This window comes from Amycolatopsis sp. WAC 04169, assembly GCF_003947535.1.
Taxonomy (GTDB): Bacteria; Actinomycetota; Actinomycetes; order Mycobacteriales; family Pseudonocardiaceae; genus Amycolatopsis; species Amycolatopsis keratiniphila.
Genome location: NZ_QHJI01000016.1, coordinates 1 through 25,379, shown reverse-complemented (window position 1 = coordinate 25,379; position 25,379 = coordinate 1). Strand labels below are relative to the sequence as shown.

The following is a 25,379-nucleotide window of genomic DNA, read 5'->3' as shown; positions in this document are numbered from 1 at the left end:
CCCTTCATGTCACGGTGCTTCCTTCGCGGTGTCGTGGATCGGAGCCCCGTTGTAGGAGCGTATGGCCTCCCAAACACCGTCCCCGTCCGCGTAGTCACGCGCGGGCAAAGTGCCCAAGGGGCCCAGGACGTCGTCGCCGGCCCCGGCCGCCGCTGCGGCTCGCAGGAGTTCGTCGCGTCCACACGGGTACTTCGCGTCCGTCAAGTACGGGCGAGGGTCCGTCCCTGGCATCGGCTCTCCCTCCTTCTCCTTGTCCGGGGCGGATACCCGGCGGACGGAGAACGGAAACAGCCCGGGCACGCGGCGTGAGGGGAACGCCGCGTGCCCGGGCCGTTTCAGCGCCGGTACCGGGGGCTCGGTACCGGTTACGGTCCGGTGCTCAGTACCAGTGGGCGCGACCGCCGATGGCCTTCCCGGTGTTCCCGAGAACGGCCAGGATAATGCCGATGACCGCCAGCGCGATCCCGATCGAGTACAGGACGGGGATGCTGGCGATGACACCGACGACAATCAGGATGACGCCGAGAATGATCACGGGAACACCTTCTCCTTCGTAGTCGCCCGGCCCGAGTGCTGCCGGGGTGTGGCTACGCAAGGGATTCCCGCCTCGATCCCGCGAGAAACAGGTCCATCCGGCCGAAGTTCTCACGCATTCGGCCTAACGGCTTCAAGGGCCGGTCTCGTGAGAGGCGATTCGGGTTCCGCGGCTGCCGGGCGCGACGATGGAGGATTTGGGACGTTGAACGTCCCAAATCCTCCATCGTCGCCAGGGACGCCTGGTCTTGGACCTTGATCAACGGAAGGTTCGGGACACTCAACGTCCCCGATCCCCCGTCGACCGGCAATCACGAGGCGTGAAGGGCTCAGTACCGGTAGTGGTCCAGCTTGTACGGGCCCTCGACGTCCACGCCGATGTACTCGGCCTGGCGCTTGGTCAGCTTGGTCAGCCGGACACCCAGCGCGTCCAGGTGCAGGCGGGCGACCTTCTCGTCGAGGTGCTTCGGCAGCACGTGGACGTCGGTGGCGTACTCGCCGGGCTTCGTGAACAGCTCGATCTGCGCGATCGTCTGGTTGGTGAAGGAGTTCGACATCACGAAGCTCGGGTGGCCGGTCGCGTTCCCGAGGTTCATCAGCCTGCCCTCGGAGAGCACGATGATCGAGTGCGCCTCGCGGTCCGCCGTCGCGGGGAAGACCCACTCGTGCACCTGCGGCTTGACCTCGATCTTCTGGATGCCCGGGATCTTCGCGAGGCCCGCCATGTCGATCTCGTTGTCGAAGTGGCCGACGTTCGCGACGATCGCGTTGTGCTTCATCTTGGCCATCTGGTCGGCCATGATGATGTCGAAGTTGCCGGTGGTGGTGATGAAGATGTCGCCGCGCTCGATGACATCGTCGAGTTCCACGACGTCGAGGCCCTCCATCGCCGCCTGCAGCGCGCAGATCGGGTCGATCTCGGTGACGACCACGCGGGCGCCCTGGCCGCGCAGCGATTCCACCGCGCCCTTGCCGACGTCGCCGTAACCGCAGACGACGGCGACCTTGCCCGCGATCATCACGTCGGTGCCGCGGTTGAGGCCGTCGATGAGCGAGTGGCGGATGCCGTACTTGTTGTCGAACTTCGACTTCGTCACCGAGTCGTTCACGTTCATCGCCGGGAAGAGCAGCTCGCCTTCCTTGGCGAGCTTGTAGAGCCGCTTGACGCCGTTGGTGGTCTCCTCGGTGACGCCGCGGACCTCCTTGGCGATGCGGGTGAACCGGCCGGTGTCGCGGCCGAGGCTCTCGCGCAGGGTTTCCAGCACGAGGCCGTACTCCTCGCCGTCCTCCTCGGTCGCCTGCGGGACGGCGCCCGCCGCCTCGAACTCGACACCCTTGTGGATCAGCAGGGTCGCGTCGCCGCCGTCGTCCAGGACCATGTTCGGGACGCGGCCGTCACCGAAGTCGAAGAGCTGGTCGGTGCACCACCAGTATTCGGCGAGCGTCTCGCCCTTCCACGCGAACACCGAGGAGCCGGAGGGGTTTTCGACGGTGCCGTTCGGGCCGACGACGACGGCCGCGGCGGCCTCGTCCTGCGTGGAGAAGATGTTGCAGGACACCCAGCGCACCTCGGCGCCCAGCGCGACGAGCGTCTCGATCAGCACGGCGGTCTGGACGGTCATGTGCAGCGAACCCGCGACCCGGGCGCCCTTCAGCGGCTGCGAGTCGGCGTATTCGCGGCGCAGCGCCATCAAACCGGGCATCTCGACCTCGGCGAGTCGAAGCTGCTTGCGGCCGGCCTCGGCGAGGGAAAGGTCGGCGACGGCGAATTCGATCCCGTTGACCTTGGACAGGGTGGGGCTCACTGGTTCTCCATTCATCAAGGAAGGCAGGGTGGAGCGGTCCTTCTCGCCGGTGGCGGGAAGGACGGTGTCAGTGCGGGGGTTCAGCGCACGGCCTCGACGACGAAGGCCGGAAAAGGGTTCTGACGCAAGAAAGGCACCTCCACAGTGGGAGGCGCCCTTACGTCTGTCGCGGCGGGCCGAGCGTGGCGGAAGAATTCCGTCGCAGCGCCTCTCGACCCGGAACCAGAATGGCAAAGCGCCGCGAGCGCTGTCAAGGCGACGCGGGCGTGCCGAATTCCGCTCGGACCCCGAGCAGCCGGACCGGTCTGCCGAGGTCGAACATGCCGAGCACGGCCAGCGCGGCCTTCTCGATTGCGGCGGCGTCGGAGGTCGGTGCGGGCAGGGTCACGCTGTGCGTATGGGTCTGGAACGGGGCGAACCGGACCTTGACCGCGACCCGTGCGGCGGGCCTGCCTTCGTCGGCGACGTCCTGTGAGACCCGTCTCGCGAGCGCGACGACCTCGGTGGCCATGACCTCGGGCTCGGTGAGGTTCTGCTGGAAAGTCGTCTCGCGGCTGCGGGAACGTGCGACGTAGGGCGTCGCGGTGACCTCGGCGTCGCCGAGCCCGCCGGCGAGGATCCGGTACCACGGGCCAAGCTTCGGGCCGAACCGCGCCGCGAGGTCCGCCGGATCGGCGCCCGCCAGTTCCAGCACGGTGTGGTAGCCGGCTTCGGCGAGCTTCTTCGTGGTCTTGCCGCCGATGCCCCAGAGCGCGTCCGTCGGCTTCTCGGCCATGATCTCCCACCAGTTGTCCTGGACGAGACGGAAGATCCCCGCCGGTTTGGCGAACCCGGTGGCGAGTTTGGCGCGCAGCTTGTTGTCCCCGATGCCGACCGAGCAGGAGAGTCCGGTCTCTTCGGCCACTGCCCGCCGGATGTCGGCGGCGAGCGCTTCGGGATCGGCGGTGCGGACTCCGAGGAACGCTTCGTCCCAACCGAGCACTTCGACGACGACGGGGAATTCCCGCAGCGTCGCCATCACCCGATCGGAGACTTCTTGGTACGCGGGCGCGTCCGTGGCGAGGAAGATCGCGTCAGGACAGCGTTTCGCGGCGGTTCGCAACGGCATCCCGGACCGGATGCCGAACTCCCGCGCCTCGTACGACGCCGTCGCCACAACGGCCCGTTCGGACGGGTCGCCCGTGCCGCCGACGACCACGGGTTTGCCGCGCAGCTCAGGCCGCCGGGAGACCTCGACCGCGGCGATGAACTGGTCGAGGTCGACGTGGAGCACCCACTCCCGGACGGCCATGAGCCGAGCTTAGGACCGTTCCGCGATCTCGTCGCGCATCCGCTGCTCGTTCTCCTGCAGTTCGGGCGTGAAGTTCTCACCGAAATCCTCGGCTTCGAGGATCTTGCGGACCTCCAGCACGGTGTCGCCGGTCGGGGGAGTGGGACAGCGCTTCGCCCATTCGATCGCTTCGGCGCGCGACGCGACATCGACGATCCAGAAGCCGCCGACGAGTTCTTTGGCCTCGGTGAAGGGGCCGTCGGTGACGGTGGCCCCGGCGGCGCTGAGCGTGACCCGCGCGCCCTTCGAGCTTTCCTGCAGGCCTTCGCCGCCCACCAGCACCCCGGCGTCGAGCATCTCCTGGTTGAACTTCGCCATGGCGGTCAAGGCCTCCATCGGCGGCATCTTCCCGGCCTCGGAATCCTCGTCCGCCTTGATGATGATCATGAACCGCATACGTCTTCCTTCCAGTGAACCGGACGTTTCGCCCGGACTCTACCGGCGGCGGGGAAGGCGATCAGTCGCGCCCGAACCGGGACAGATGCACGATCACCGCGGCGGTCACAGTGATCATCCCGGTCAGGAGAAGGGCTGGGCTGTTCAGGATCAAGCCCAGCAGCATGAACAGGCCCGCGGTGATGTCGAGGCTCAAGAGGACGGCCAGTCGAAGGAGCGGGGGCCGGGCGGGCCTGCCGGCGCGGAGCCGGGCGGCCAGCGCCGGTTCGGTGAGCTCGAACCAGCGCTCGATCTTCTCCAGCTCTTGCCGATCATGATGGCTCAGCATCGGTTTCTCCTTCGGCGCGCCCCGGCCGTCGACAACCACGGAATACCCAGGAGGAGGGCTGGATAAGCATCGAATTCCACTTCCTTTCGTATAACGACCTATACGTTCCGGCCATAGAAGATCCATTTCGATCGAATGGTTGCGCCATTGGGGGTTTCAGCACACGAAAAGATCGTCAAGGAGGGGAGATCTCGGTAGTTTTCTGCGCCTGTGGCCAGGGCGGCCGCGGTTGTGCCATCTGGGAGGACCCGAGCGATGACCATGCCCACCGAACCGATCGGCAGTATTCCCCGGCCCGGCTATCTCATCGAGGCGCTCGGCGAGCACGCGGCGGGGCGGCTCGACGCCGACGGGCTCGGCGAGTTACGCGAAAAAGCTCTCGTGGACACCATCAAACGCCTGGAGGAGACCGGTTCCCCGGTCATCACCGACGGGGAGCAGGGCAAGCCGAGCTTCGCCACGTATCCTTTGGCCGGCCTCACATCGCTGGCGCCGGACGGCGTCGTGATCCCGTTCGCCGACGGGCACACCCGGCAGCTTCCGAGGCTCACCGCCGGGCCGTTCCGCTATCAGGCCTACGCGGACGCCTATCTGCGTGAGGCGAAGAAGTATGCGACCAAACCGGTGAAGCAGGCGGTGATCGCGGCTTCGGCGGTCAGCCTCGTCTATCCCGGTGAGGAATTGGCCGGATATGACAAAGAACAGTTCATCGCCGACCTGGTGAACGAGGCCGAGGCCGATATCCGCCGCAGTCTCGACGCGGGCGCGGACAGCGTTCAGATCGACTTCACCGAGGGCAGGTTGTCGCTGAAGCTCGATCCGTCCGGCGGCCTGCTCCGGTCCTTTGTGGACTTGAACAACGCGGTACTGGATCGCTTCTCCGAGGAGGAGCGGAAGAAGATCGGGGTGCACACCTGTCCCGGCGGGGATCAGGACTCCGTGCACAGCCTCGATGTCGATTACGCCGGATTACTGCCGACGCTGTTCCAGTTGAATGTCGGCAATGTCTACGTCCAGCTCGCCAGTGAGGCGGATCCCGAGCGGGCGTTGCGCGTGATCGCCGAGCACGCGCGGCCGGACCAGCGGGTCTTCGTCGGCGTGACCGACCCGATCGACCCGCGGGTCGAAACCGCCGAGGAGGTCCGGGACCGGGTTCTCCTGGCGGCGCGGTATCTCCCGCCGGACCGGCTGGGCACCTGTGACGACTGCGGATTCTCCCCGTTCGCCGACGACACCTCGACGTCGCGGGACATCGCGTTCGCCAAGATCGCCGCCCGCGTCGAGGGCACACGTCTCGCCGCCGAAGCACTCTGACGCCGTGTGATGGGTGCCTTCGTCAGTTCTGGACCGCGACCCGGATGCCGAGTCCGACCAGGAAGGTGCCCATCACCGCGTCCAACATGCGCCGGACGCGGCCGGAGCTGAAGAACCTCCGCAGCGAACCGACCAGCGTCGAGAGGACGAACGTCCAGACGACGGCCACCGTGGTGGCCAGGACGGCCAGCTGCAGGGTCTGCGCGGTCGAGGCCGAATGCGGGAGGAACTGGGGGATGAGCGCGAGGAAGAACATCGCGACCTTCGGGTTGAGCAGGTTGGTGAACAGTCCCTGCCGGAACGCCTCCTTGGGCGAGACGACCGGGGCGACCTTGTCCTTGAGTTCGCTGTAGTCGCCGCGGCGCACCGCCAGCCACGCCTTGACGCCGAGGAAGATCAGGTACGCGGCGCCGATCAGCTTCACCACGGTGAACGCGATCGCCGACGCGGTGAGGATCGCCGCGACCCCGAGCGCGATGGCGACCACCCAGACGAAGACGCCGAGCGCGATGCCGAGGCCGGCGGAGATCCCTGCCTTGCGCCCGCCGAGGATCGCGCTGCGGGTCACCACCAGGAAATCGGGGCCCGGTGCCATCGCGCCGAGCAGGCAGATGAGGACGAACGAGAGTGCGGTGGCCCCGGAGATCATGCTTCGATGCTATCCGGCTCGTCGATGTCCCTGGTCATGACGGCGCCCGGCACGTCCACGCCGTCGGGCGTCGTCACCGTCACCCGTTCGACTTCGGTGAAGCCGAACGAGAGGTACAGCGGGACACCGGGCAGGGTCGCCGTCAGGGTGAGCGAGCTGAAGCCCTCGGCCTTCGCCGCGAGACGGCAGGACTCGAGGATCGCGCGCCCGAGCCCACGCCGGGTCCAGTCGCCGCGGACGAACATGGCGCGCACCCGGGCCGGCTCGGTGGCCGGATCGAGGGGACGGTCGTCGTCCGCCGCGTCGCCCGCGCCGGCGTGCGTTCTGTTGCGCCTGCTCCAGCCTCCGCACGCGACGATCTCGCCGTCGGCCTCGTGGACGAAGTAGGTGCCGTCCTCGATCAAGCGCAGATCGAGGCTCGCGATGTGTTCGGCCGCGCTCAAGGTCTGCCGCTCGTCGTAGAACCGGGGGAACAACTCCAGCACCGAGGCCCGCATCAGCGCCGCGATGGCGGGCGCGTCGGCGAGGGTGGCCGTCCGCTGCGGCGGCGTGAAGGTCGTCATGCCGCGGAACATAGCCAACGAAGGCGCCGTCGCCTATCGGATAATCCCGTGATGATCACCGACGACGGACGTGAGCTGTGGACCTCGGCGACCGGTCGAGGAGAACCGATCCTGTGCTGCCACGGCGGTCCCGGCCTGTGGGACATGTTCGGCACGCTCGACCTCGGTCCGCGATTCCGGTTGATCCGGTGGGATCAGCGCGGCGCCGGTCGTTCGGAAGCGCGCGGCCCGTACACGCTCGAGCGGATGGTCGCCGACGTCGAAGCCGTCCGGGAATGGCATGGCGTGGACCGGGTCCCGGTGCTCGGGCATTCGTGGGGCGCGCACCTCGCTCTGCTGTACGCGCTCGCGCACCCGGAACGAGTGAGCGCGCTCGTTTACGTGTCGGGTGTCGGCCTCGGCCACGAGTGGCACGCGGAGTTCAAGCGGAACTTCGAGCGGGCGCTGGGTGAGGAGCTTCGCGGGGAGGGGCGCGAACGCGCGGTGCGGCAATGGACCGCCGATTTCGTGACCGACGGCGAGCGCCACGCCGAAGCGATGGCGACGCCTTGGTTTCCGGTCAACTACGAGGCGAACGCGGCCTTGAGCGAGGAGATGCGGACGGTGCCGGAGGTGGAACTCGTCTCGGCCTGCCGGTCGCTGCGGGTGCCGACGCTGATCGTGGACGGGATGGCGGACAACCGGCCACGGTGGGCGGTCGACTCGCTGGAACGGGCCTTGCCTTCGGTGACGCGGGTGCGGTTCGACGGGGTCGGGCACGTGCCTTGGCTGGAGGCGCCTGGCGAGTTCCGGGCCGCCGTGACCGATTTCCTCGCCGGCCTCGTGAGTGGTAAAGACGGTTAGAACCGTCCTTACCACTCACGACACGCGGGCAATTCCCGTCCTGATCAGGCCTTGGTGATCGGCTGCTGCAACTCGGTGACCCACTTGTCCCCGTCGTCCGGGCACTCGAGATAGAACTCCCGCGCCGGGCCGTTCGCGCGGTAGCCGTGCGCGTCGACCCACTTCGCCAGCGCCTGGTAGCTGGGAAGCACGGTCTCCATCGAGCCGCGGTGCAGGATCGTCGCCGCGGTCTCGACTTCGGCGAGGCGAACGGTCGAGAATCCTTCGGTGCCGTCGGTTTCGGCCGAGATCGGGACGGCGGCGTGGATCACCACTCGTTCGCCGTCGGCGTCGTCTTCGTAGTAGGCGAGGAGCGGTCCGGACGGCGTGATCGGGCCGAGCGCGCCGAACAGATCCTTGTAGAGCCCTTGGACGATGGGCCCGATCTCGTCGTTCACGTATCCGCCCGCCGTCGCGGTGAGCTCGGCGACGCGCACCGCGGGGAGGCTTTTGACGACGACGTCTTCGGAAGGCATGGTTCCCTCTCTTTCGATCGACCGGAGCCTCGCCTCGACGGCTTTGAGCCGCGCCTCGTCGGCCGCGATGGCCGCTTCGAGGTCGGCACGCCGCAGCCGCAGCATCCCGCGCAACTCGTCCACGCCGATCTCCGCGTCGAGGATCTCCTGCACCTGGGTGAGCGTGAAGCCGAGGTCCTTGAGCGCGATCACCCGGTTGAGCCGGGCCAGCTGGTCGCCGGTGTAGGACCGGTAGCCGCTGAACGGATCGACGTGGGCGGGCCGCAGCAGCCCGATGGCGTCGTAGTGACGCAACATCCGGACCGACACCCGGCCGTGCTTGGCGAAGTCTCCGATACTGAACATGGTCCTCCCACCAGACAGCCTGACACGGTGTCACAGTCAACGGTCACCGCACGAGCCGGAAGAACGAACGCACCTCCTCGGTGAAGACGGCCGGCTGTTCGAACGCCCCGAAGTGACCGCCCCGGTCCAGTTCGTTCCAGTACCTGATATCGGTGAACCGGCGTTCGGCCCACCGGCGCGACGGGCGCGGGATCTCGCGCGGGAAGACCGAACAGCCCGTCGGCACGGCGATCGTGTCCACGGTGGATTCGGAGAACCAGCCCGAGACTTCGGCGAAACTCTCCCAGTACAGGCGGGCGGACGACGCGCCGGTGCCGGTAAGCCAGTAGAGCGTGATGTCGTCGAGCATCGCGTCCCGGCTCAGCGCGTTCTCCGGATGACCGTCGCAATCGGTCCACGCCTGGAACTTCTCGACGATCCACGCGCACAGCGCGACCGGCGAGTCGGCCAGGGCGTAACCGATCGTCTGCGGTCTCGTCGCCTGCTGGATCGCGTAACCCGAACCGTCCGCCTTGGCGCCTTCGAGGTCGTCGAGCGATTTCCGTTCCGATTCGGTCAGCTCGCCGAACGTCGCCGGATCCGGCGCGGCCAGCGGCGGGGTGAGGTGGATCCCCGCCAGCCGCTCCGGCGCCTTCCGCCCCATGAGTGTGGTGATGCTGGTGCCCCAATCGCCGCCCTGGGCACCGAAGCGCTCGTAGCCAAGGCCGTCCATGAGCCGGATCCACGCGTCGGCGATGCGCTGGATCGACCAGCCGGCGCGGGCGGGTTTGTCACTGAAGCCGTACCCGGGCAGCGACGGGACGACGACGTGGAAGGCGTCCGCCGCGTCCCCGCCGTGGGCGACCGGATCGGTGAGCGGGCCGAGCACGTCGAGGAATTCGAAGACCGAGCCCGGCCAGCCATGGGTGAGGATCAACGGCAGCGCACCGGGATGCGGGGAACGGACGTGCAGATAGTGGATGCCGAGCCCGTCGATTTCGGCTCGGAACTGGGGGAACGCGTTGAGCCGGGACTCGGCTGCCCGCCAGTCGTAGGCCTCCGCCCAATAGGCGCACAGTTCACGCAAGTAGGCGGCGGGTACGCCCTGCGACCAGTCGTCGACGGTCTCGTCTTCCGGCCAGCGGGCACGGCGGAGCCGATCGCGGAGGTCTTCGAGGTCGGCCTCCGGGATCCGGGCTTGGAACGGCGTGCTGTCCATGCCGGCTGACGCTAACGAAGGGGTCCGACAATTCCCCGGTTTGGCGGTCCGCCGTCCGTTGACCGAGGACAGGTCAGCGAGCTATTCTCGATATACGAAAGAAAGTTTCCGCAGAGCGAAATTGCAGAGGTTCCGATGGCTGATCTTGCCGGTTCGCGTCACGCACTGCCCTACGTGCTGAACCTGTCGCTGGTCTTCACCGAGTTGCCGCTGCTCGACCGTGCGGAGGCGGCGCGCGCGGCGGGCTTCACCGCGGTCGAGTACTGGTGGCCGTTCGAGACGCCGGAGCCGGAGGCCGCCGAGGTCGACGCGTTCGTGGCGTCGGTCGAGCGGGCGGGTGTCGCGGTGACCGGGCTGAACTTCTTCCCCGGAGACATGGCGGGCGGTGATCGTGGCCTGGTCACCTGGCCCGGTCGCGAGGACGAGTACGCCCGCGGTATCGCCTCCGCGATCGACCTCGGCGAGCGGCTCAGCTGCCGCCGGTTCAACGCGCTCTACGGCAACCGGATCGACGGTGCGGATCCGGCCGCGCAGGACAAGCTCGGCCTGTCGAATCTGGCGCTCGCGTCGGACGCGGCCGCGCGGATCGGCGCGGAGATCGTCCTCGAACCGTTGTCGGGGGCGGAGAAGTACCCGCTCAAGACCGCGGACGACGTACTGAAGGTGCTCGACGAACTCGGGCGGGACAACGTGAAGCTGCTGGCCGACCTGTACCACCTGGCGGTCAACGGTGACGACCTCGACACGGTCACGACCGTCCACACCGGACGGATCGGCCATGTGCAGATCGCCGATGCCCCAGGGCGCCACCAGCCGGGGACCGGAACGCTGGACATCGAGGGATACCTGGAGAAGCTGCAGACGGCGGGCTATCGCGGGCAGGTCGGCGTGGAGTACAAACCCGACGGCCCGAGCGTGGATTCGCTGTCGTGGCTGCCTTTCGAACGAAGGGGACTGGCATGACCAAGCTGGGATTCATCGGCCTGGGGATCATGGGCGGGCCGATGGCGGGACATCTCGTCGCGGCCGGCCACGAGGTGAGCGGATTCGACACGAACGCGGACGCGCTCGCGAGGCTGGAAGCCGCGGGCGGCCGGGCCGCGAACGGGGTGACCGACGCCGTGTCGGACGCGGAAGTCGTCATCACCATGCTGCCGAACCACCCGCAGGTCGAAGCCGTCGTGCTCGCGGCGGGCGGGGTGCTGGAATCGGCGAAGCCGGGCACGTTGCTGATCGACATGAGCACCATCCGGCCGGAGACGTCCATCGAGGTGGCCGAGCGCGCTGGTGAACGCGAGATCCGGGTGCTCGACGCGCCCGTTTCCGGTGGCCAGGCCGGCGCCGAGCAGGCGTCACTGTCCATTATGGTCGGTGGCGACGGTGCAGATTTCGCCGCCGGGCGCCCGATCCTGGAGGCGGTCGGCAAGACGATCGTGCACGTCGGGCCGCACGGCGCGGGTCAGGTCGTCAAGGCCGCGAACCAGCTGGTCGTCGGCGGCACGTACGGGCTGATCGCCGAAGCCATCGTGCTGCTCGAAGCCTCGGGCGTGGACGCCGGTGTCGGTCTGGACGTCCTCGCGGGCGGCCTGGCCGGCAGCCGGATCCTCGAACTCAAGCGGAAGTCCATGGTGGCGCGGGAATTCGCGCCGGGCTTCCGGATCGATCTGCACCACAAGGACATGGGTATCGCGCTCGCCGCCGCCAGGCAGGCCGACGTCGCGCTGCCGCTCACCGGGCTGGTCGCCCAGCTCGTCGCCGCCGGACGGGCGATGGGTCACGGCTCGCTCGATCACTCCGCCCTGCTGAAGGTCGTCGAATCGCTGTCCGGCGCGGAAAACAAGGAGTGAGGAATGCCCAGAATCCCCGCCATGCAGGCCGTCGTCGACGTCCTGGTCAGTGAGGGCGTCGACACCGCTTTCGGTTGCCCGGGCGCCGCGATCCTCCCGCTGTACCACGCGATGCAGGACAGCGGCATCGAGCATCTGATCGTGCGCCACGAGGAGGGCGCGACCCATATGGCCGACGGCTGGGCGAGGACCACCGGCAACGTCGGCGTCGCGATCGGCACTTCCGGCCCCGCCGGGACGAACATGATCACCGGCCTCTACACGGCGCAGGCCGACTCGATCCCGATCCTGTGCATCACCGGGCAGGCCGACTCGCGGAAGCTGCACACCGAGGCGTTCCAGGCCGTCGACATCGTCGAGATCGCCAAGCCGGTGACCAAATGGGCGGTGCAGGTCAAGGAGGCGGCCCAGCTGCCGTGGGTGTTCCGGGAGGCGTTCCGGATCGCGCGGTCCGGGCGCCCGGGCCCGGTGCTGATCGACCTGCCGATCGACGTCCAGCGGCAGGAGATCGAATGGGACTCCAGCATCGACTCGCCGCTCCCGGTCACCAGGGCGACGCCGTCCCCGGCCAGGGTCGAGCGAGCGCTGGACCTGCTGATGGCCGCCGAGCGGCCGCTGATCCTCGCGGGCGGCGGCGTGGTGCTCGGCGACGCGAGCGACCGGCTGCGCACCGCGGCCGAACTGCTCGGCGTCCCGGTCGGCGTGACGTTGATGGGCAAGGGGAGCTTCCCCGAAGATCACGAACTGTTCGCCGGCATGGCGGGCATCCAGACCTCGCAGCGCTGGGCGAACGCGGCCTTCCTGGAGGCGGACCTGGTGCTGGCGCTGGGTGCGCGGTTCGGCGACCGGCACACCGGCGACCTCGACGTCTACCGGGGGAACCGGAAGTTCATCCACGTCGACATCGAGCCGACCCAGCTGGGCAAGGTGTTCGGGCCGGACCTCGGCATAGTGTCCGACACGGGCGCCTTCCTGGACGCGCTGATCGAGGCGGCGTCGAAGCGGTCCCCGGCGCGAGACCGCGCGTGGCCCCGGCGGATCGGCGAACTCAAGGAGAGCCTGCCGCGGCGCGAGGATTTCGAGGACACGCCGATCAAGGCGCCCCGGGTGTTCAAGGAGATCAACGAGTTCTACGGCGAGGACGCCTACTTCGTCACCGCGATCGGGCTCTACCAGATCTGGTCCGGGCAGTTCCAGCGCGCGCACAAGCCGCGGCACTACCAGGTGTGCGGCCAGGCGGGCCCGCTCGGCTGGGAGATCCCGGCGGCGATCGGCGTCAAGAAGGCGAAACCGGAGGCCGAGGTCGTCGGCGTCGTCGGGGACTACTCGTTCCAGTTCCTGGTGGAGGAGCTGGCGGTGGCCGCGCAGTACGACGTCGGGTTCGTGCTGATCATGCTGAACAACGAGTATCTCGGGCTCATCCGGCAGGCCGAAACCGGCTACGAGATGAACTTCGAGGTCGACATCCACTACGACAAGATCGGCACGGACAACGTGAAGGTCATGGAGGCCTACGGCTGCTCCGGCACCCGCGTCACCGAGCCGGGCGAGATCCGGGCTTCGCTGGAGTGGGCGCGCAAGGAGGCCGAGCGGACGTCGCGGCCGGTGCTGGTGGAGATCATGATCGAACGCGAAGGGAACGCCGCGATGGGCAAGGCACTCGACAGCGTCGTCGAGTTCGAGCCGATCGCGGGCTGAACGACGGTGTCCCGGCGGCTCGCCCGCCGGGACACCGCCGTCCGGTCAGGCCTTGCCCTGGTCGTTGCTCAGCCACTTCTCCGGCCGGACGCGGACCAGCACCGAGTTGTCGCTGAGCGCTCCGTCGACGTACTTCGTGCCCTCGTCTTCAGGCAGGTAGCGGTGCGCGATCTTCAGCGCCTGCTCCCTGGTCGGTGGCGTGTCGTTCGCGATGACCGGACCCTCGGCCGTCACGTACTTGTACGGCAGCGTCTCCGACTGCGCGACCAGGCTGAGCCTGCCCGCCTTCTTGATCGCCTTGTCCTTCACCGAACCGCCGTCCATCCAGATCAGGAGTTCGCCGCCGGGCTCGTAGTCGTACCAGACCGGCACGGCCAGCGGCGCCCGTCCTTCCCGCTCCACGGCCAGGACCCCGATGTGGACCTCGCTCAGGAAGGTTTCCCGTTCCTCGGCGGTCATGACGAAAGACGACATCCGTGTCTCGCTTCTCTCGTAGGTGAGCTACGACAAGCGACAACGCGGCCCGTCTTCAGGGCATTCCGGCGCTGCTCGCATGAAGTACATGAAGGCCCCCTTCCTTGCGCCTAGGTACATGAAGGGGTCCTTCACGGACCGCAGGTCCCGGACCGGCACCCGGCGTAGGTACCTAAGACACCTTTGGCCCTGACGACCCAAAACACTCACGAGGCGGCACCTGCGACCGAACCGCCGCTCCCGTAGCCGACCGGGGGCGAAGGCTCCTTTCGTCGCATCAGACTCGGTGAAGGGAGCCTTCAGCCCACACCACTCCGCTGGTACCTACTGACGCAGGTTGGATCAGCCGCAGCCGCGCTCCGCGTAGGTACCTAAGACACCCTTGGCTCTAAGCGTCCGTACCACTCACGAGACGCGATGATGAGCGAGGCTCCTTCAGTGCTTCCGATGTGCCAGGCGCCGAGCTCTTATGTCGTGAAGGACCCCTTTGAGGCCTTCATCGTCTCAAAGGGGCCCTTCACGAAAACTCAGGTGAGCGCCTGTCCGGTCGCGAGCGTCACGGAGTCGGGGAGGTGCTGCTGGTCGGGGACGTCTCACCGGTGTCCCCCGCCGGGGTCGAGGACGGCGCCGCGGAAGAAGTGCTGGACGGCGGAGGCGTCGTCGAGGACGGAGGGGTGCTCGAAGGCGGTGTCGAGGAAGGCGGAGTCGACGAGGGAGGCGTCGACGAAGGCGGCGTGCTGGTCGGCTTCGAGGGCGACGAGCTGCTCGGCGGCGTGCTGCTGCTCGGCGGGAGGGACGTACCGGGCAACGGGATCGGCCCCGGGTTGGTCGTGCCGGGCGGGGGAGTGCCGGGCAGCGTCGGCACCGGGACCTGACCGTCGGGCGTACCGGCGGCGACGTCCTGCGAGTCGGGCGCGCCGACGGGGACCTGGCTGTCCGGCATCGTCGCGACGCCGCCGCGATAGGCGACCGCCCAGCGGATCACGGTGTCCACATAGGACAGTGAGTGGTTGTAGCGGTACACGGCCACGCGCTGGGTCTGCTCGGAGGTCAGGTCGACCCCGCCGGAGCAGAGGTAGCGGCCGGAGCCCAGCGTCGCGTCGTAGATGTTGTTCGGGTTCGACTCGCCGTCGCCGTTGCCGTCGGAGGCGTAGCCCTTCCACGTCGACGGGATGAACTGCGTCGGGCCGACGGCGCGATCCCAGACCGTGTCTCCGTCGAACTTGCCGCCGTCGGTGTCCGGGATGGCCGCGAACGGGCCGGCGCCGTTGAGCTGCGGGCCGAGGATCGGCTCCAGCGTGTTGCCCTTCGCGTCCACGTAACCACCACGCGCGTGGTTCGACTCGATCCGGCCAATACTCGCGATCAGCGCCCAGTCGATGTGGCAGCCGGGCAGTTCCTTGGCGAGGATGTCGGCGGCGTTCTTGTAAGCCTTCATCATGCTGGCGGGGATGCCGAGCGCGCCCGACGGTGCGAACGCGCCGCCGACGTTGCCGGAATGCCCGGGGACGGTCAGCGGATCCGGGGTCGGCGGCTCGGGGAGGCTGCCGTCGACGGCGATCTCCGGGACCGTGCCCGCCGGTGGCTGCCAGGCCGCGGCCTGGTTCTGCGGTGCGGCAGGCTTCGGCGCGGCGATCGGGGCGTCGGGGCCCGCGGACGCGGTGACCGCGGGCAGCACGGCGAGCTGGCCGCCGGCGAGCGCGAAGGCCGTCCGGTGCCGGGCGGACAACTTGTCCGTCTGTCGAGGGCGGTGCTTCGGCATGTTCTCTCCCGCAAGGTCGACTCCGCGCAAAACTATCCGATAGAGCCGGTTTTCGGGGACGACGCAACGAAAAACCCGCGATCCTGTCGAGTTTTCGTCCTCGCGGCACAAGACCTTCGTAGTGAAGTTGTCAATTTCACGCTGAGTTCACGGAATCGTCAGCAAAATCTCCCGGCCGTCCAGTGCGGTGGTCTGAACCGCGTGCAAAGACACCTTTGCACAATCTCCTTTGCACGGCTACCTTGGTGTCATGACCGGTCCGCCGCCACCCGAAGAGATCGCCGACGCCGCCGTGCTGAAGGCGGTGATGCACCCGTTGCGCCGCCGGATCATGGAGGCGTTGGGCCGCGGTCCCGCGACGGCGACGAAGCTGGCCAAGGAGCTGGGGGAGAGCTCGGGCGCGACCAGCTATCACCTGCGGGAACTGGCGAAATACGACTTCGTCGACGAGGCGCCCGAACTCGCGCATGGCAAGGAGCGCTGGTGGCGTGCCCGTCAGCGCGAGATCCGCTGGCCCCGGCACAGCGAGCAGAACGACGAGATGCGCGCCGTGTTCGACGAGGCGCAGCGCGCGGCGTTCACCGAAGACCTCGAACAGCTGGCGACCTTTCTCGAGCGTCGCGGTGAGCTGGGCGAATGGGGCGACGCGCTGGTGTTCTCGCGCGGCTCGGTCTATCTGAACCTCGAAGAGCTCAAGGAGTTCTTCGACGAGTACCTGGAACTGCTCCGTCGCTATTGGCGTCCGGAGCCGGGCCCGGACGCGCGGAAGGTGCTCGTGCGCTGGACCGCGTTCCCGGACGCGGACGGGGAGGTGCAGGAAGGGAACTGAAGAACCGGTGGGAGAGCGGCCACTCGACCACCGGCATCGCGTCACCACGCCGGACGGCGTGTCTTCACGAACGACTCCACATGCAAAGGGGGAGCAGCATGCTGCTCTGGAAGAGAATCGCGGCCGTCTGCGCCGCGGCGAGCCTGCTCGCGGCGGGGACCGCGGCGGCCGCGCAACCGCCGGACGGGCGATCCCGGTCGGACGCCACCATCCGCTACACCGAATTCGGCATCCCGCACATCGTCGCGAACGACTGGGCGAGCCTGGGCTTCGGACAGGGATTCGCCGCGGCCAAGGACAACATCTGCGCGATCGCGGACGTCGCGGTCACGACGCGGGCCGAGCGTTCCCGCTGGCTGGGGCCGGACGCCCCGCCGACGAGCGGGGTGAGCCAGGCGAGCACGAACCTCGCGAGCGACCTGTACTTCCAAGGTCTCAACGAAAGCGGCGCCGTCGAGCGGCTCCTGTCGGAGCCCGCGCCGCGCGGGCCGTACCGCGAGGTCCGCGAGCTGATCCGCGGTTACGTCGAGGGGGTCAACAAGTACCTGCGCACCGGCGAGATCACCGACCCGGCCTGCCGGGGGGCGGGCTGGCTGAAGCCGATCACCGAACTCGACGTCCACCGGCACGCTCACGCGATCGGGATGATCTTCGGGCAGGGCGGCGTCGCGGACTCGATCACCGCGTCGCTGCCGGGCGCCCCGCCCGCGGGCCGAGGTACCGAACAGATGCTCGGGGAGACCGGGATCGGCAGCAACGCGATCTCGATCGGCTCCGCCGCGTCGGCGAACGGACGAGGTGTCTCGCTCGCCAACCCGCATCTGCCGTGGCAGCTGAGCGGGACCAGGCTCTGGCAGTCGCAGGTGACCTTGCCGGGCAAGCTCAACGTCAGTGGCGCCGGTATCCCCGGCATTCCGCTGATGTGGCTGGGACACAACGAAACCGCGGCTTGGAGCGGCACCGCCACCGACACCACGCGCACGTACACGCTGTTCGAGCTGAAGCTCGTGCCCGGCTCGCCGACGACGTACCTGGTCGACGGGAAGCCCGAGCGGATGCGGCGTTCCGACGTGAGTGTGCTGTCGCGCAAGGCGGACGGCAGCCTGGAACGCGTCGTACGTCCACAGTGGACGACGCGGTACGGCCCGGTGACCACCAGGCTCGGGCAGCGCGAGCTGCCGTGGACGGCGTCGAGCGCCTTCGCCATCGCGGATGCCAACGCCACGAACCTCGGCATGACGAACTCGATGTTCTCGATCGCCCGCGCCCGGACGGCGGGGGAGATGATCGGCGCGGTCCGCGAGACGCAAGGGCTGCCGTGGATGAACATCCTCGCCACCGACGACCGCGGCCGGGTGGAGTTCAGCCAGATCCACGGGGTACCGCACGTCACCGACGAGAAGGCCGCGCGCTGCAACACACCGCTGGGCAAGGAACTGTTCGACGCCAACGGGGTCGCGGTGCTCGACGGCTCCAAGACGGCCTGCGCCTGGGGCCGCGACCGGGACGCGCTGCGGCCGGGCACTTTCGGGCCGTCCAGCCTGCCGAGCCTGAGCCGGTCGGACTACGTGGCGAACTCGAACGACAGCTCGTGGCTCGTCAATCCCACCGAGCCGCGGACCGGCTTCCCCAGGATCGTGGGCCCGGTCCGGTACGAGCAGAACATGCGGACGCGCGCCGGCCTCGTCGAGATCGCCGACCAGCTGAAGAAGGGCGGTTTCACGGGGCAAGCGATGCGGGACCTGATGTTCTCGAACCGGGACCACGCCGCGGAACTCACGCGGCCCGACGTCGTCGCGATGTGCCGCACGATGCCGGGACTGGACGACGCTTGCGCGGCACTGGCGGGTTGGGACGGCCGGTCGGACGCCGGCAGCCGGGGCGCGTTGCTCTTCGACCGGTTCTGGGCCGCGGTGGACCGGATGGGGCCGGAGATCTGGAAGAACCCGTTCGACGTCAAGGATCCGGTCCACACGCCGAACACGCTCGACACGGGGAACGCGGCGATCCGCAAAGCGCTCTCCGACGCCGTTTCGGAGCTGCGAGCGGCGAAGATCCCACTCGACGCGCCGTACGGTGACAACCATTACGTCGTCCGTGACGGCCGGAAGATCCCGCTGGGCGGCGGAACCGCGGGACGCGGGGTCTACAACACCGTCGGCGGGCCTTGGGATCCGGCCCGTGGATACACCGAGTTCACGCACGGCGGGACGTATCTGCACGTCGTGGCGTTCAACGGGACCGGGTGCCCGGACACGACGACGTTGATGACCTACTCGCAGTCCGCGAATCCGAAGTCGGCGCACCACAGCGACCAGACGGAGCTGTACTCGCGCAAGCAGTGGGTCACCGAACGGTACTGCGAGAAGGACATCCTCGCGTCGCCGTCGCTCGAGGTGGTCCGGGTGAGCAGGCGATGATCGCCGCTGTGCTCGCGGCCGTCGTGGCGGTGTCGTCACCGCTGCCGGCCGCGGCTCCGGACGGCGAAGTCTCGTTCACCAGCCACGGGGTCACCCTGCGGGGAACGGTGGTCGCGCCGGAGGGCGGCGGACCGGCGCCGGGCATCGTCATGGTGCACGGGTCCGGCGAACACGACCGGGACGATTACCGTGCCGAGGCGGAAGCCTTCGCCAAGGCGGGAATCGCGACCCTGATCTACGACAAGCGGACCGAGGGCTATTCGCTGTTCGAGCGGGACTACTCGGTCCTGGCCGACGACGCGCTCGCCGCCGTGCAGGCGCTGCGCTCGCGTCCCGGCGTGGATCCCGCTCGTGTCGGGGTGTGGGGTTTGAGCGAAGGCGGCTGGGTCGCGCCGTTGGCGGCGTCGAAGTCGAAGGACGTCGCTTTCGCGGTCACCGTCGGCGCCAACGGGGTCTCGCCCGATCGTCAGCAGGCGTGGGCGCTCGAAACCTATCTGCGGCGGGGCGGGGTCACCGGCTCGATGGTGGACATGGTGTCGTCGACGAACATGCGCACCCTCGCGGGGGCGGGCGCCTTCCCCGAGGCCGGATACGACCCGGTGCCGGTGCTGGAGAAAGTGCGGCAGCCCGTGCTCGGCCTGTGGGGGGAACTGGACCGGCTCACCCCGCCCGGCGAGGCCGTCCGGATCTTCCGGGAAACGCTGGACCGGGCGGGGAACCGTCAGTACACGCTGAAGGTGTTCCCACAGGCCCAGCACGGGCTCCGGCAGACCACCGACGGTTTCGACAAGCTCGACGGCTTCGCTCCCGGTTACCTCGAACTCGTGGCGGACTGGGTGAACGGAGCGAAGGAGGGGCCGTCGGCTGATCCGCCTCCGGTCCAGACGAGCCAGAGCGTCGCCCTCGCACCGCTCGCCTGGTACGAGGGGCCGTGGGTGCAGATCGGGGTCTGGGCGCTGGCGTTACTCGCGTTCGCGGCCTATCCGGTGACGGCGTTGTTCCGCCGCCGCGAGAGCGTTCCGCTCGCCGGGCCCGCGCGCTGGCTCGCGTCGACCGGGACGCTGGCCACGGCTGGGTTCCTCGTCTACTACATCGCCCTGTCGATGGGGGCGGCGATGGCGCCGGGGCCGGTCCTTTTCGGACGGACGTTGCCCTGGCTCGCGTTGCAGCTGATCGCGGTCGGTGTCGTCGCCGCCGGTGCGGTGACCGTCGTTTCGTGGTGGCGGGGCAAGGAACGCGGGGGAGTCCGGGTCGGCCTGCTGCTGGCGGGCGCGGCGTTGTTCGTCCCGTGGGCCGTCCACTGGGGACTGTTGGTGCCGTGAAACGAGCCTGGGTGCCGGGCGGCCACCCGGCACCCAGGCGTGCGGAAGCCGCGTCACCACGCCCGAGGGCGTGTCTTCACGAACGGACCTCCGGGTCTGAAGATACTCAGGACTTCGGGGTGACGGCGAACCGGCGCAGTTCCAACGCCGGGTTCTTGGCGCGCACCTCGAAGATCCGCTCGGCGGAGACCTCGCCGGTCGCCGTCCCCGTGCGCTCGCCGAGCGAGGCGACGACCACGCCCATCGGGTCGACGATCATGCTGTGCCCCGAACCGGCGGGCGCGGCCTGTCCCGCTGCGACGAGGTAGATCGTGTTCTCGATCGCCCTGGCCCGGACCAGGGTGGTCCAGTGGTCTTCCTTGAGCGGGCCGGGCATCCACTCCGCGGGCAGCAGCACCGCGTCCGCGCCGGCGTCGACCAGGCGACGGGTGACCTCCGGGAACCTGAGGTCGTAGCAGGTCTGGAGACCGAAGGTGATCCCATCGACCTCGAACGTCTCCGGCGCTTCGATGTCGCCGGGCCGGACCAGCTCCGACTCGCGGAAACCGAAGGCGTCGTACAGGTGCAGCTTGCGGTAGAGCGCGGCGATGGCGCCGTCGGGACCGGCCGCGACAAGGGTGTTCGAGATCCGCTCGCCGCCGGGGAGCGCTTCGTTGATGCCCGCGACGACGGTGATCTGCCGGTCCTTCGCCAGCCCGCGCAGCTCGGTGACGAACGGGCCGTCGAGTTCTTCGGCCGAGGTCACGAATTCCCGGCTCATCGTCGGTACGGTGAACAACGAGTACTCGGGCAGCACGACCACCCGCGCACCGCGGTCGGCCGCTTCGCCGACAAGGGCGGCGACGCGGGCGAGGTTGGCCTCTTTGTCGTTGCCGGGCGCGAACTGCGCCACCGCGACGTGCACCATGGGACCCCTTCCAATAAGTGGAACTCTTGTATACATGATGGATACTTGCCAGGTCCAGGTGTAGGCTCAGTCGCGGAAAGTGACGGCATAGAGGGGGAACGAGATGACTGTGACCGCCGAAGGGGGCGGCCCGGCGCGCGAGCGGGTCTACACGTGGCTGCGCGACGGAATCATCTCGGGTGAGCTGGAAGGCGGCCGCTTCCTCGACGAGATGTGGGTTTCCGGTGTCGTCGGCGTGTCGAGGACGCCGGTGCGCGAGGCGTTCCACCGGCTGGCCGCGGAGCGGTTCATCAGCCTGCTGCCGCGCAAGGGCGCCCAGGTGCGCACCGTCACCGCGCGGGAGCTGGAAGAGGTTTACCAGAGCAGGCGGCTGATCGAAGGGCACGCCATCGCGACGCTCTGCGCGAACCGGGCGGGCGCACCGGCCGAACTGCCGGAACTCATCGAGGCGATGGCGAGCTCCGGCGCGGAACGCGACTGGTTCGCCGTCTCGGGCTTCGACCGCCGCTTCCACCGCGCCATCGTGAACGCCGCGGGCAACACCGTCCTGACCGAGCTGTACGACACCCTGCGTTCGCGGCAGCAGCGCGTCACGGTCCGCGCGCTGGAGGCCCGCCCGGAACGGCTGACCGTGATCAACGAGGAACACCGGGCGCTGGTCGCCGCCCTGAACGACCACGACGCGAAAGAGGCGTCGCGGTTGCTGGAGGAGCACTTGCGCCCGGTGTCCGAAGTGATGTCGGTGCTGCCTCAGGAAGGCTGACCCGGCTGGTCGTGTGTCGAGCAGTGGATCCCGCCGCCGCCCGAGGCGATGGTCGCGATCCTCACCGGCACGATCTCGCGGCCGGGGAAGTGCTCGCGCAGCACCTGCTGGGCGCGCTCGTCGGCCTCGGCGTCGCCGAACTTCGGCACGAAGACGGACTTGTTCGCGACGTAGAAGTTGGCATACGAGATCACGCTGTCCTCGCCGTAGCCCTCGACCTTGTCCGGATCCGGCTGAACGAGATCGATCACCTTGAAGGGTCTTCCGCCGGCGTCGGTGGCGCTCGCGAGCACCGACCTCGCCTGATCGGCCGCCCGTGACCACGAATCGGGCGGAGTGCCGGGTGCGGCCTTGTCCAGCAGGACGACGCCGGGTGCGGTGAACCGGGCCAGGCAGTCGACGTGGGCGTCGGTGATGTCTTCGCCGCGTACTCCGGCGAACCAGATGACCTTCCGGACACCGAGCACCTTCTTCAGTTCGTCTTCGATCTCCTGGCGGCTCCTTCCCTTGTTGCGGTTGTCGTTGACGAGCGAGCTTTCGGTGACCAGCAACGTGCCGGCCCCGTCGCTCTCGAACGAGCCACCCTCGGCGGTGATCCAGGTTTCCGTGCGGGCCAGGCCGTACTTGCCCAGCACGGACCTCGCGACGGCGTTGTCCTTGTCGTGCGGCTTCTGTTTGCCGCCCCAGCCGTTGAAGTTGAAGTCGACCCCGGCGACCTTGCCCGCCTCCTCGACGAACACCGGGACGGTGTCGCGTGCCCACAGGTCGTCGACCGGGATCGGGACGACCTCGACGGTGTCCCCGCAAGCCCGCTGAGCGGCTTCGGCGTGCTCGGGCCGGGCGAGGAGCACCACCGGTTCGTAGTCGGCGATCGCCTTGGCCAGACCGGCGATCTCCTCTCGGACGGCGGGCAGATCGTCCGCCCAGATGGATTTCGACGCGGGCCATGAGAGGTAGGTGCGTGCGTGACTTTCCCATTCGGCGCCCAGCCTGCGAGCCGCCGCGGCGGCGGGCTCGGCTGAGCCTGCCGCCGCGGCGGGCGCGGCCGGGTTCTCCGAGCATCCCGCGCTCCCGACGGCGACGGCTCCCACCGCTGTCAGCGCACGCAGGACCGTGCGACGGGGAAGGGACGAAGCGAACACTCTGCACTCCTTGGTCGGGCCGGTGAGGACACGATAGCATCCTGACTGAAAATTCAGTCAGGATGAAACCGCTAGGGTGATCACCCGTGTTCGAACGTCAGCAGAAGATCTTGGAAGCGGCCGTGCGAGTGATCGCACGCAGCGGTGTGCGGGGCCTGCGGGTCGAGAAGATCGCGGCCGAGGCCGGGATTTCGACGTCGCTGATCTACTACCACTTCACCAACCGCGCCGGGCTGCTGCGGAAAACCCTGGAGTTCGTCAGCGATCGCGCGGCGGCGTACACCGAAGAGGCCGCGGCCGACGCGGCTGATCCCCGCGCCGAGCTCGAACTCCTGCTGTTCGGGGAACTTCAGGACACCCAGGCGGTGCGGGAGAACAGCACCGCCTGGGGCGAACTGCGGGCCAGCGCCGTGTTCACGCCGGAACTGCGCGAACCGCTCGCGGAGTCGACCCGGATCTGGGTGGACGAGGTCGCCGAGGTGATCCGGCGCGTCGACGGCGCCGGGATCGAGGCCGAAGACGCCGCGGAACGGCTCACCGCCCTGGTCGAAGGGCTCAGCGAGCGATGGCTTTCTGGTTCGATGGAGCTGGACCGGGCGCGGAAGCTCCTGCGGGGCGCGATCGCGCTGGAACTGGACAGGGCGGGGACCTGATGGGGCTCGAGAAGATCGTCGGTGTCATGCGGGACAACCTCACCGTCCGGCGCGTCTACGGCGAACCGGTGGAGAAGGACGGCGTCGTGATCATCCCGGCCGCGAGCGTCATCGGCGGTGGAGGCGGCGGGCACGGCAGCGAGCAGGGCAAGGAAGGTGAGGGCGGCGGTTTCATTCTCGCCGCGCGACCCGTCGGGGCCTATGTGGTCAAGGGTGGTGACGTGCGCTGGGTGCCCGCGGTCGACGTGACCTTCCTCGGCGCGGTGTTCGCGGTCATGGTCGCCGCGATCCACCGGTCATCCCGGCGGGGAACTGCTTCCGGTCGTCGTGATCGCGGGCGCTTTCCGGAACGCCCGGCGCACTGACCCCGCTGTCCGAGGGTGCCATGCCGATCGTCCTGGCAGAGCGCGGATCGGTGGCTTTCGGGCTAGTTTCCCCGTATGGCGAAAAGCTCGGCGGTGGAGATCGAGGTCGGAGACCGGACGGTGCGCGTCTCGAACCCGGATCGGGTCTATTTCCCGGCGCGGGGTGAGACGAAGCTCGACCTCGTCGAGTACTACCTCGCGGTCGGCGACGGGATCGTGCGGGCGCTGCGGGAACGACCGTGCATGCTGCACCGGTTCCCCTCCGGGGTCTCGGGGGAGAAGGTCCACCAGAAACGGGTCCCGAACGGTGCCCCCGACTGGTTGCAGACCGTCCGGGTCGACTTCCCCTCCGGCAGGCACGCGTACGAACTGTGCGTCACCCATCCCGCCGACGTGATCTGGGCGGTGCAGATGTCGACCGTCGAGTTCCACCCGTGGAACTCCCGCCGTGCCGACACCGAGCGCCCCGACGAGTGGCGGATCGACCTCGACCCGATGCCCGACTGCCCGTTCTCCACCGTGCGGAAGGTCGCCGGCACCGTCCACGAGATCCTCGACGAACTCGGCATCACCGGCTTCCCGAAGACCTCCGGCGGGCACGGCCTGCACGTCTACGTCCGGATCGAACCGCGGTGGGGTTTCCAGGAGGTGCGCCGGGCGGCGCTCGCCTTCGCGCACGAGGTCGAGCGGCGGATGCCCGACGAGGTCACCACGACCTGGTGGCGCAAGGACCGCGATCCCTCGAAGCTGTTCGTGGACTACAACCAGAACGCCCGCGACCACACCATCGCGAGCGCGTACTCGGTCCGCGGCGTGCCCGAAGCCGTCGTCTCGACCCCGATCCGGTGGGACGAGGTGGGCGACGTCGATCCCCGCGACTTCACGATCGCCACCGTGCCCGCGCGCTTCGCCGAACTCGGCGACCTGCACGCGGGCATCGACGACACGGCGTACTCGCTCGACACCCTGCTCGAATGGGCCGATCGGGACGGCCTCGATGCCGACGGCGAGTGAGGCCCCCTTCCCGCATTCAGAGGACTAAATGCGGGAAGGAGGGCACTTGCCGTGCCGGTGACGTTGCGAAAGCCACTTTCGCAACGTTGAAGGTTGCGAAAGTGGCTTTCGCAACGCCCACTGCCGCCGTCACCCGTGAAGCTCGCGCCCTCACTCCGGTACCGACTCCGACCGTCGCGAAAGCCACTCAGTGTCAGGGTGGTTGCGCTGTTCGTGTGAGTGGTTAGGGTCCGGATTTGGTCGCGTGGTGACTCAGAAAGCCACTGCCTTGCTGGCTTGTGAAAGAACTGTCCAGCGTGATCAAGGTCCGGGCCTGGCTGGCCTGACTTGATAGAAGCGTGGACTAGACGCCATCGACCTCGA

The 25,379-nt window shown here is 68.5% G+C and carries 26 protein-coding genes; 12 read left to right on the top strand and 14 right to left on the bottom strand.

What is annotated here, in order from left to right; all coding sequences use genetic code 11:
* Positions 1 to 9: 9 nt before the first annotated feature.
* From DMC61_RS37435 to DMC61_RS37415, 6 genes are all read right to left on the bottom strand, one after another.
* On the bottom strand, positions 10 to 231 hold the full coding sequence (locus DMC61_RS37435; protein ID WP_016334726.1) for a DUF2795 domain-containing protein: 222 nt from the start codon (positions 229 to 231) through the stop codon (positions 10 to 12).
* Between the two features lie 148 nt (positions 232 to 379).
* Positions 380 to 535: a DUF6131 family protein gene (locus tag DMC61_RS41525; protein ID WP_007034891.1), complete on the bottom strand. Its 156-nt coding sequence runs from the start codon at positions 533 to 535 to the stop codon at positions 380 to 382.
* Between the two features lie 328 nt (positions 536 to 863).
* Entirely contained in the window at positions 864 to 2,339 is a 1,476-nt protein-coding gene (gene ahcY, locus DMC61_RS37430; RefSeq protein ID WP_199750193.1) for an adenosylhomocysteinase, read from the bottom strand.
* 250 nt (positions 2,340 to 2,589) lie between these two features.
* Positions 2,590 to 3,630 (bottom strand): DNA polymerase IV, encoded by a 1,041-nt coding sequence (locus DMC61_RS37425; RefSeq protein WP_125695243.1) that lies wholly within the window; start codon positions 3,628 to 3,630, stop codon positions 2,590 to 2,592.
* A gap of 9 nt (positions 3,631 to 3,639) precedes the next feature.
* Positions 3,640 to 4,065 (bottom strand): YciI family protein, encoded by a 426-nt coding sequence (locus tag DMC61_RS37420; RefSeq protein WP_125695242.1) that lies wholly within the window; start codon positions 4,063 to 4,065, stop codon positions 3,640 to 3,642.
* 61 nt (positions 4,066 to 4,126) lie between these two features.
* Positions 4,127 to 4,393, bottom strand: a complete 267-nt coding sequence (locus DMC61_RS37415) for a DUF3040 domain-containing protein (RefSeq protein WP_016334722.1) — start codon at positions 4,391 to 4,393, stop codon at positions 4,127 to 4,129.
* Positions 4,394 to 4,648: 255 nt separating this feature from the next.
* Here DMC61_RS37415 and DMC61_RS37410 point away from each other — a divergent pair, with 255 nt between their 5' ends.
* Complete coding sequence (locus tag DMC61_RS37410) at positions 4,649 to 5,707, top strand: cobalamin-independent methionine synthase II family protein (RefSeq protein ID WP_125695241.1); 1,059 nt, start codon at positions 4,649 to 4,651, stop codon at positions 5,705 to 5,707.
* A 22-nt stretch (positions 5,708 to 5,729) separates the two neighbouring features.
* Here DMC61_RS37410 and DMC61_RS37405 read toward each other — a convergent pair whose 3' ends face one another.
* Positions 5,730 to 6,356, bottom strand: coding sequence for a LysE family translocator (locus DMC61_RS37405; RefSeq protein ID WP_125695240.1), 627 nt, complete (start codon positions 6,354 to 6,356; stop codon positions 5,730 to 5,732).
* Entirely contained in the window at positions 6,353 to 6,919 is a 567-nt protein-coding gene (locus tag DMC61_RS37400) for a GNAT family N-acetyltransferase (protein ID WP_125695239.1), read from the bottom strand. Before DMC61_RS37400 ends, DMC61_RS37405 begins: the two co-directional genes overlap by 4 nt.
* A gap of 51 nt (positions 6,920 to 6,970) precedes the next feature.
* On the opposite strand from DMC61_RS37400, the gene DMC61_RS37395 reads away from it, so the two are divergent.
* Positions 6,971 to 7,762: an alpha/beta fold hydrolase gene (locus DMC61_RS37395; protein ID WP_125695238.1), complete on the top strand. Its 792-nt coding sequence runs from the start codon at positions 6,971 to 6,973 to the stop codon at positions 7,760 to 7,762.
* Between the two features lie 44 nt (positions 7,763 to 7,806).
* On the opposite strand, the gene DMC61_RS37390 is transcribed toward DMC61_RS37395, so the two are convergent.
* Both DMC61_RS37390 and DMC61_RS37385 read right to left on the bottom strand, forming a co-directional pair.
* Complete coding sequence (locus DMC61_RS37390) at positions 7,807 to 8,622, bottom strand: MerR family transcriptional regulator (RefSeq protein ID WP_016334717.1); 816 nt, start codon at positions 8,620 to 8,622, stop codon at positions 7,807 to 7,809.
* A 43-nt stretch (positions 8,623 to 8,665) separates the two neighbouring features.
* Entirely contained in the window at positions 8,666 to 9,820 is a 1,155-nt protein-coding gene (locus DMC61_RS37385) for an epoxide hydrolase family protein (protein ID WP_125695237.1), read from the bottom strand.
* A gap of 135 nt (positions 9,821 to 9,955) precedes the next feature.
* On the opposite strand from DMC61_RS37385, the gene DMC61_RS37380 reads away from it, so the two are divergent.
* Genes DMC61_RS37380 through gcl form a run of 3 tightly spaced genes read left to right on the top strand, consistent with a single transcriptional unit; the run spans position 9,956 to position 13,365 of the window.
* Positions 9,956 to 10,783: a hydroxypyruvate isomerase family protein gene (locus tag DMC61_RS37380; protein ID WP_125695236.1), complete on the top strand. Its 828-nt coding sequence runs from the start codon at positions 9,956 to 9,958 to the stop codon at positions 10,781 to 10,783.
* On the top strand, positions 10,780 to 11,667 hold the full coding sequence (locus tag DMC61_RS37375) for a 2-hydroxy-3-oxopropionate reductase (protein WP_125695235.1): 888 nt from the start codon (positions 10,780 to 10,782) through the stop codon (positions 11,665 to 11,667). The genes DMC61_RS37380 and DMC61_RS37375 overlap by 4 nt, the downstream gene beginning before the upstream one ends.
* Before the next feature lie 3 nt (positions 11,668 to 11,670).
* Positions 11,671 to 13,365 carry a glyoxylate carboligase gene (gene gcl / locus DMC61_RS37370; RefSeq protein ID WP_125695234.1) on the top strand — a complete coding sequence of 565 codons (1,695 nt, stop codon included), beginning with the start codon at positions 11,671 to 11,673 and terminating at the stop codon, positions 13,363 to 13,365.
* Positions 13,366 to 13,410: 45 nt separating this feature from the next.
* Here gcl and DMC61_RS37365 read toward each other — a convergent pair whose 3' ends face one another.
* Both DMC61_RS37365 and DMC61_RS37360 read right to left on the bottom strand, forming a co-directional pair.
* Positions 13,411 to 13,839, bottom strand: coding sequence for a pyridoxamine 5'-phosphate oxidase (locus DMC61_RS37365; RefSeq protein WP_125695233.1), 429 nt, complete (start codon positions 13,837 to 13,839; stop codon positions 13,411 to 13,413).
* 556 nt (positions 13,840 to 14,395) lie between these two features.
* Positions 14,396 to 15,601, bottom strand: coding sequence for a lytic transglycosylase domain-containing protein (locus DMC61_RS37360; RefSeq protein WP_125695232.1), 1,206 nt, complete (start codon positions 15,599 to 15,601; stop codon positions 14,396 to 14,398).
* A 250-nt stretch (positions 15,602 to 15,851) separates the two neighbouring features.
* Between DMC61_RS37360 and DMC61_RS37355 the strand changes: the two genes are divergently transcribed.
* The 3 genes from DMC61_RS37355 (at position 15,852) to DMC61_RS37345 (ending at position 20,172) form a co-directional block, all read left to right on the top strand.
* Positions 15,852 to 16,430 (top strand): helix-turn-helix transcriptional regulator, encoded by a 579-nt coding sequence (locus DMC61_RS37355; RefSeq protein ID WP_125695231.1) that lies wholly within the window; start codon positions 15,852 to 15,854, stop codon positions 16,428 to 16,430.
* A 98-nt stretch (positions 16,431 to 16,528) separates the two neighbouring features.
* Complete coding sequence (locus DMC61_RS37350; RefSeq protein WP_125695230.1) at positions 16,529 to 18,850, top strand: penicillin acylase family protein; 2,322 nt, start codon at positions 16,529 to 16,531, stop codon at positions 18,848 to 18,850.
* Positions 18,847 to 20,172, top strand: coding sequence for a S9 family peptidase (locus DMC61_RS37345; protein WP_125695229.1), 1,326 nt, complete (start codon positions 18,847 to 18,849; stop codon positions 20,170 to 20,172). Before DMC61_RS37350 ends, DMC61_RS37345 begins: the two co-directional genes overlap by 4 nt.
* A 106-nt stretch (positions 20,173 to 20,278) precedes the next feature.
* On the opposite strand, the gene DMC61_RS37340 is transcribed toward DMC61_RS37345, so the two are convergent.
* The gene (locus DMC61_RS37340) at positions 20,279 to 21,079 is read right to left on the bottom strand and encodes a carbon-nitrogen hydrolase family protein (RefSeq protein WP_125695228.1); all 801 of its coding nucleotides are present in this window, start codon (positions 21,077 to 21,079) and stop codon (positions 20,279 to 20,281) included.
* 103 nt (positions 21,080 to 21,182) lie between these two features.
* On the opposite strand from DMC61_RS37340, the gene DMC61_RS37335 reads away from it, so the two are divergent.
* Entirely contained in the window at positions 21,183 to 21,842 is a 660-nt protein-coding gene (locus DMC61_RS37335; protein ID WP_174492026.1) for a GntR family transcriptional regulator, read from the top strand.
* On the opposite strand, the gene DMC61_RS37330 is transcribed toward DMC61_RS37335, so the two are convergent.
* Positions 21,830 to 22,984: an agmatine/peptidylarginine deiminase gene (locus DMC61_RS37330; RefSeq protein WP_125695227.1), complete on the bottom strand. Its 1,155-nt coding sequence runs from the start codon at positions 22,982 to 22,984 to the stop codon at positions 21,830 to 21,832. The genes DMC61_RS37335 and DMC61_RS37330 overlap by 13 nt on opposite strands.
* Before the next feature lie 86 nt (positions 22,985 to 23,070).
* On the opposite strand from DMC61_RS37330, the gene DMC61_RS37325 reads away from it, so the two are divergent.
* From DMC61_RS37325 to ligD, 3 genes are all read left to right on the top strand, one after another.
* On the top strand, positions 23,071 to 23,637 hold the full coding sequence (locus DMC61_RS37325; RefSeq protein ID WP_125695226.1) for a TetR/AcrR family transcriptional regulator: 567 nt from the start codon (positions 23,071 to 23,073) through the stop codon (positions 23,635 to 23,637).
* A complete protein-coding gene (locus tag DMC61_RS37320) occupies positions 23,637 to 24,002 on the top strand; it encodes a hypothetical protein (RefSeq protein WP_016334703.1) in 366 nt (121 codons plus the stop codon). The genes DMC61_RS37325 and DMC61_RS37320 overlap by 1 nt, the downstream gene beginning before the upstream one ends.
* A gap of 75 nt (positions 24,003 to 24,077) precedes the next feature.
* Positions 24,078 to 25,016, top strand: coding sequence for a non-homologous end-joining DNA ligase (gene ligD / locus DMC61_RS37315; protein ID WP_125695225.1), 939 nt, complete (start codon positions 24,078 to 24,080; stop codon positions 25,014 to 25,016).
* Positions 25,017 to 25,379 lie beyond the last annotated feature (363 nt).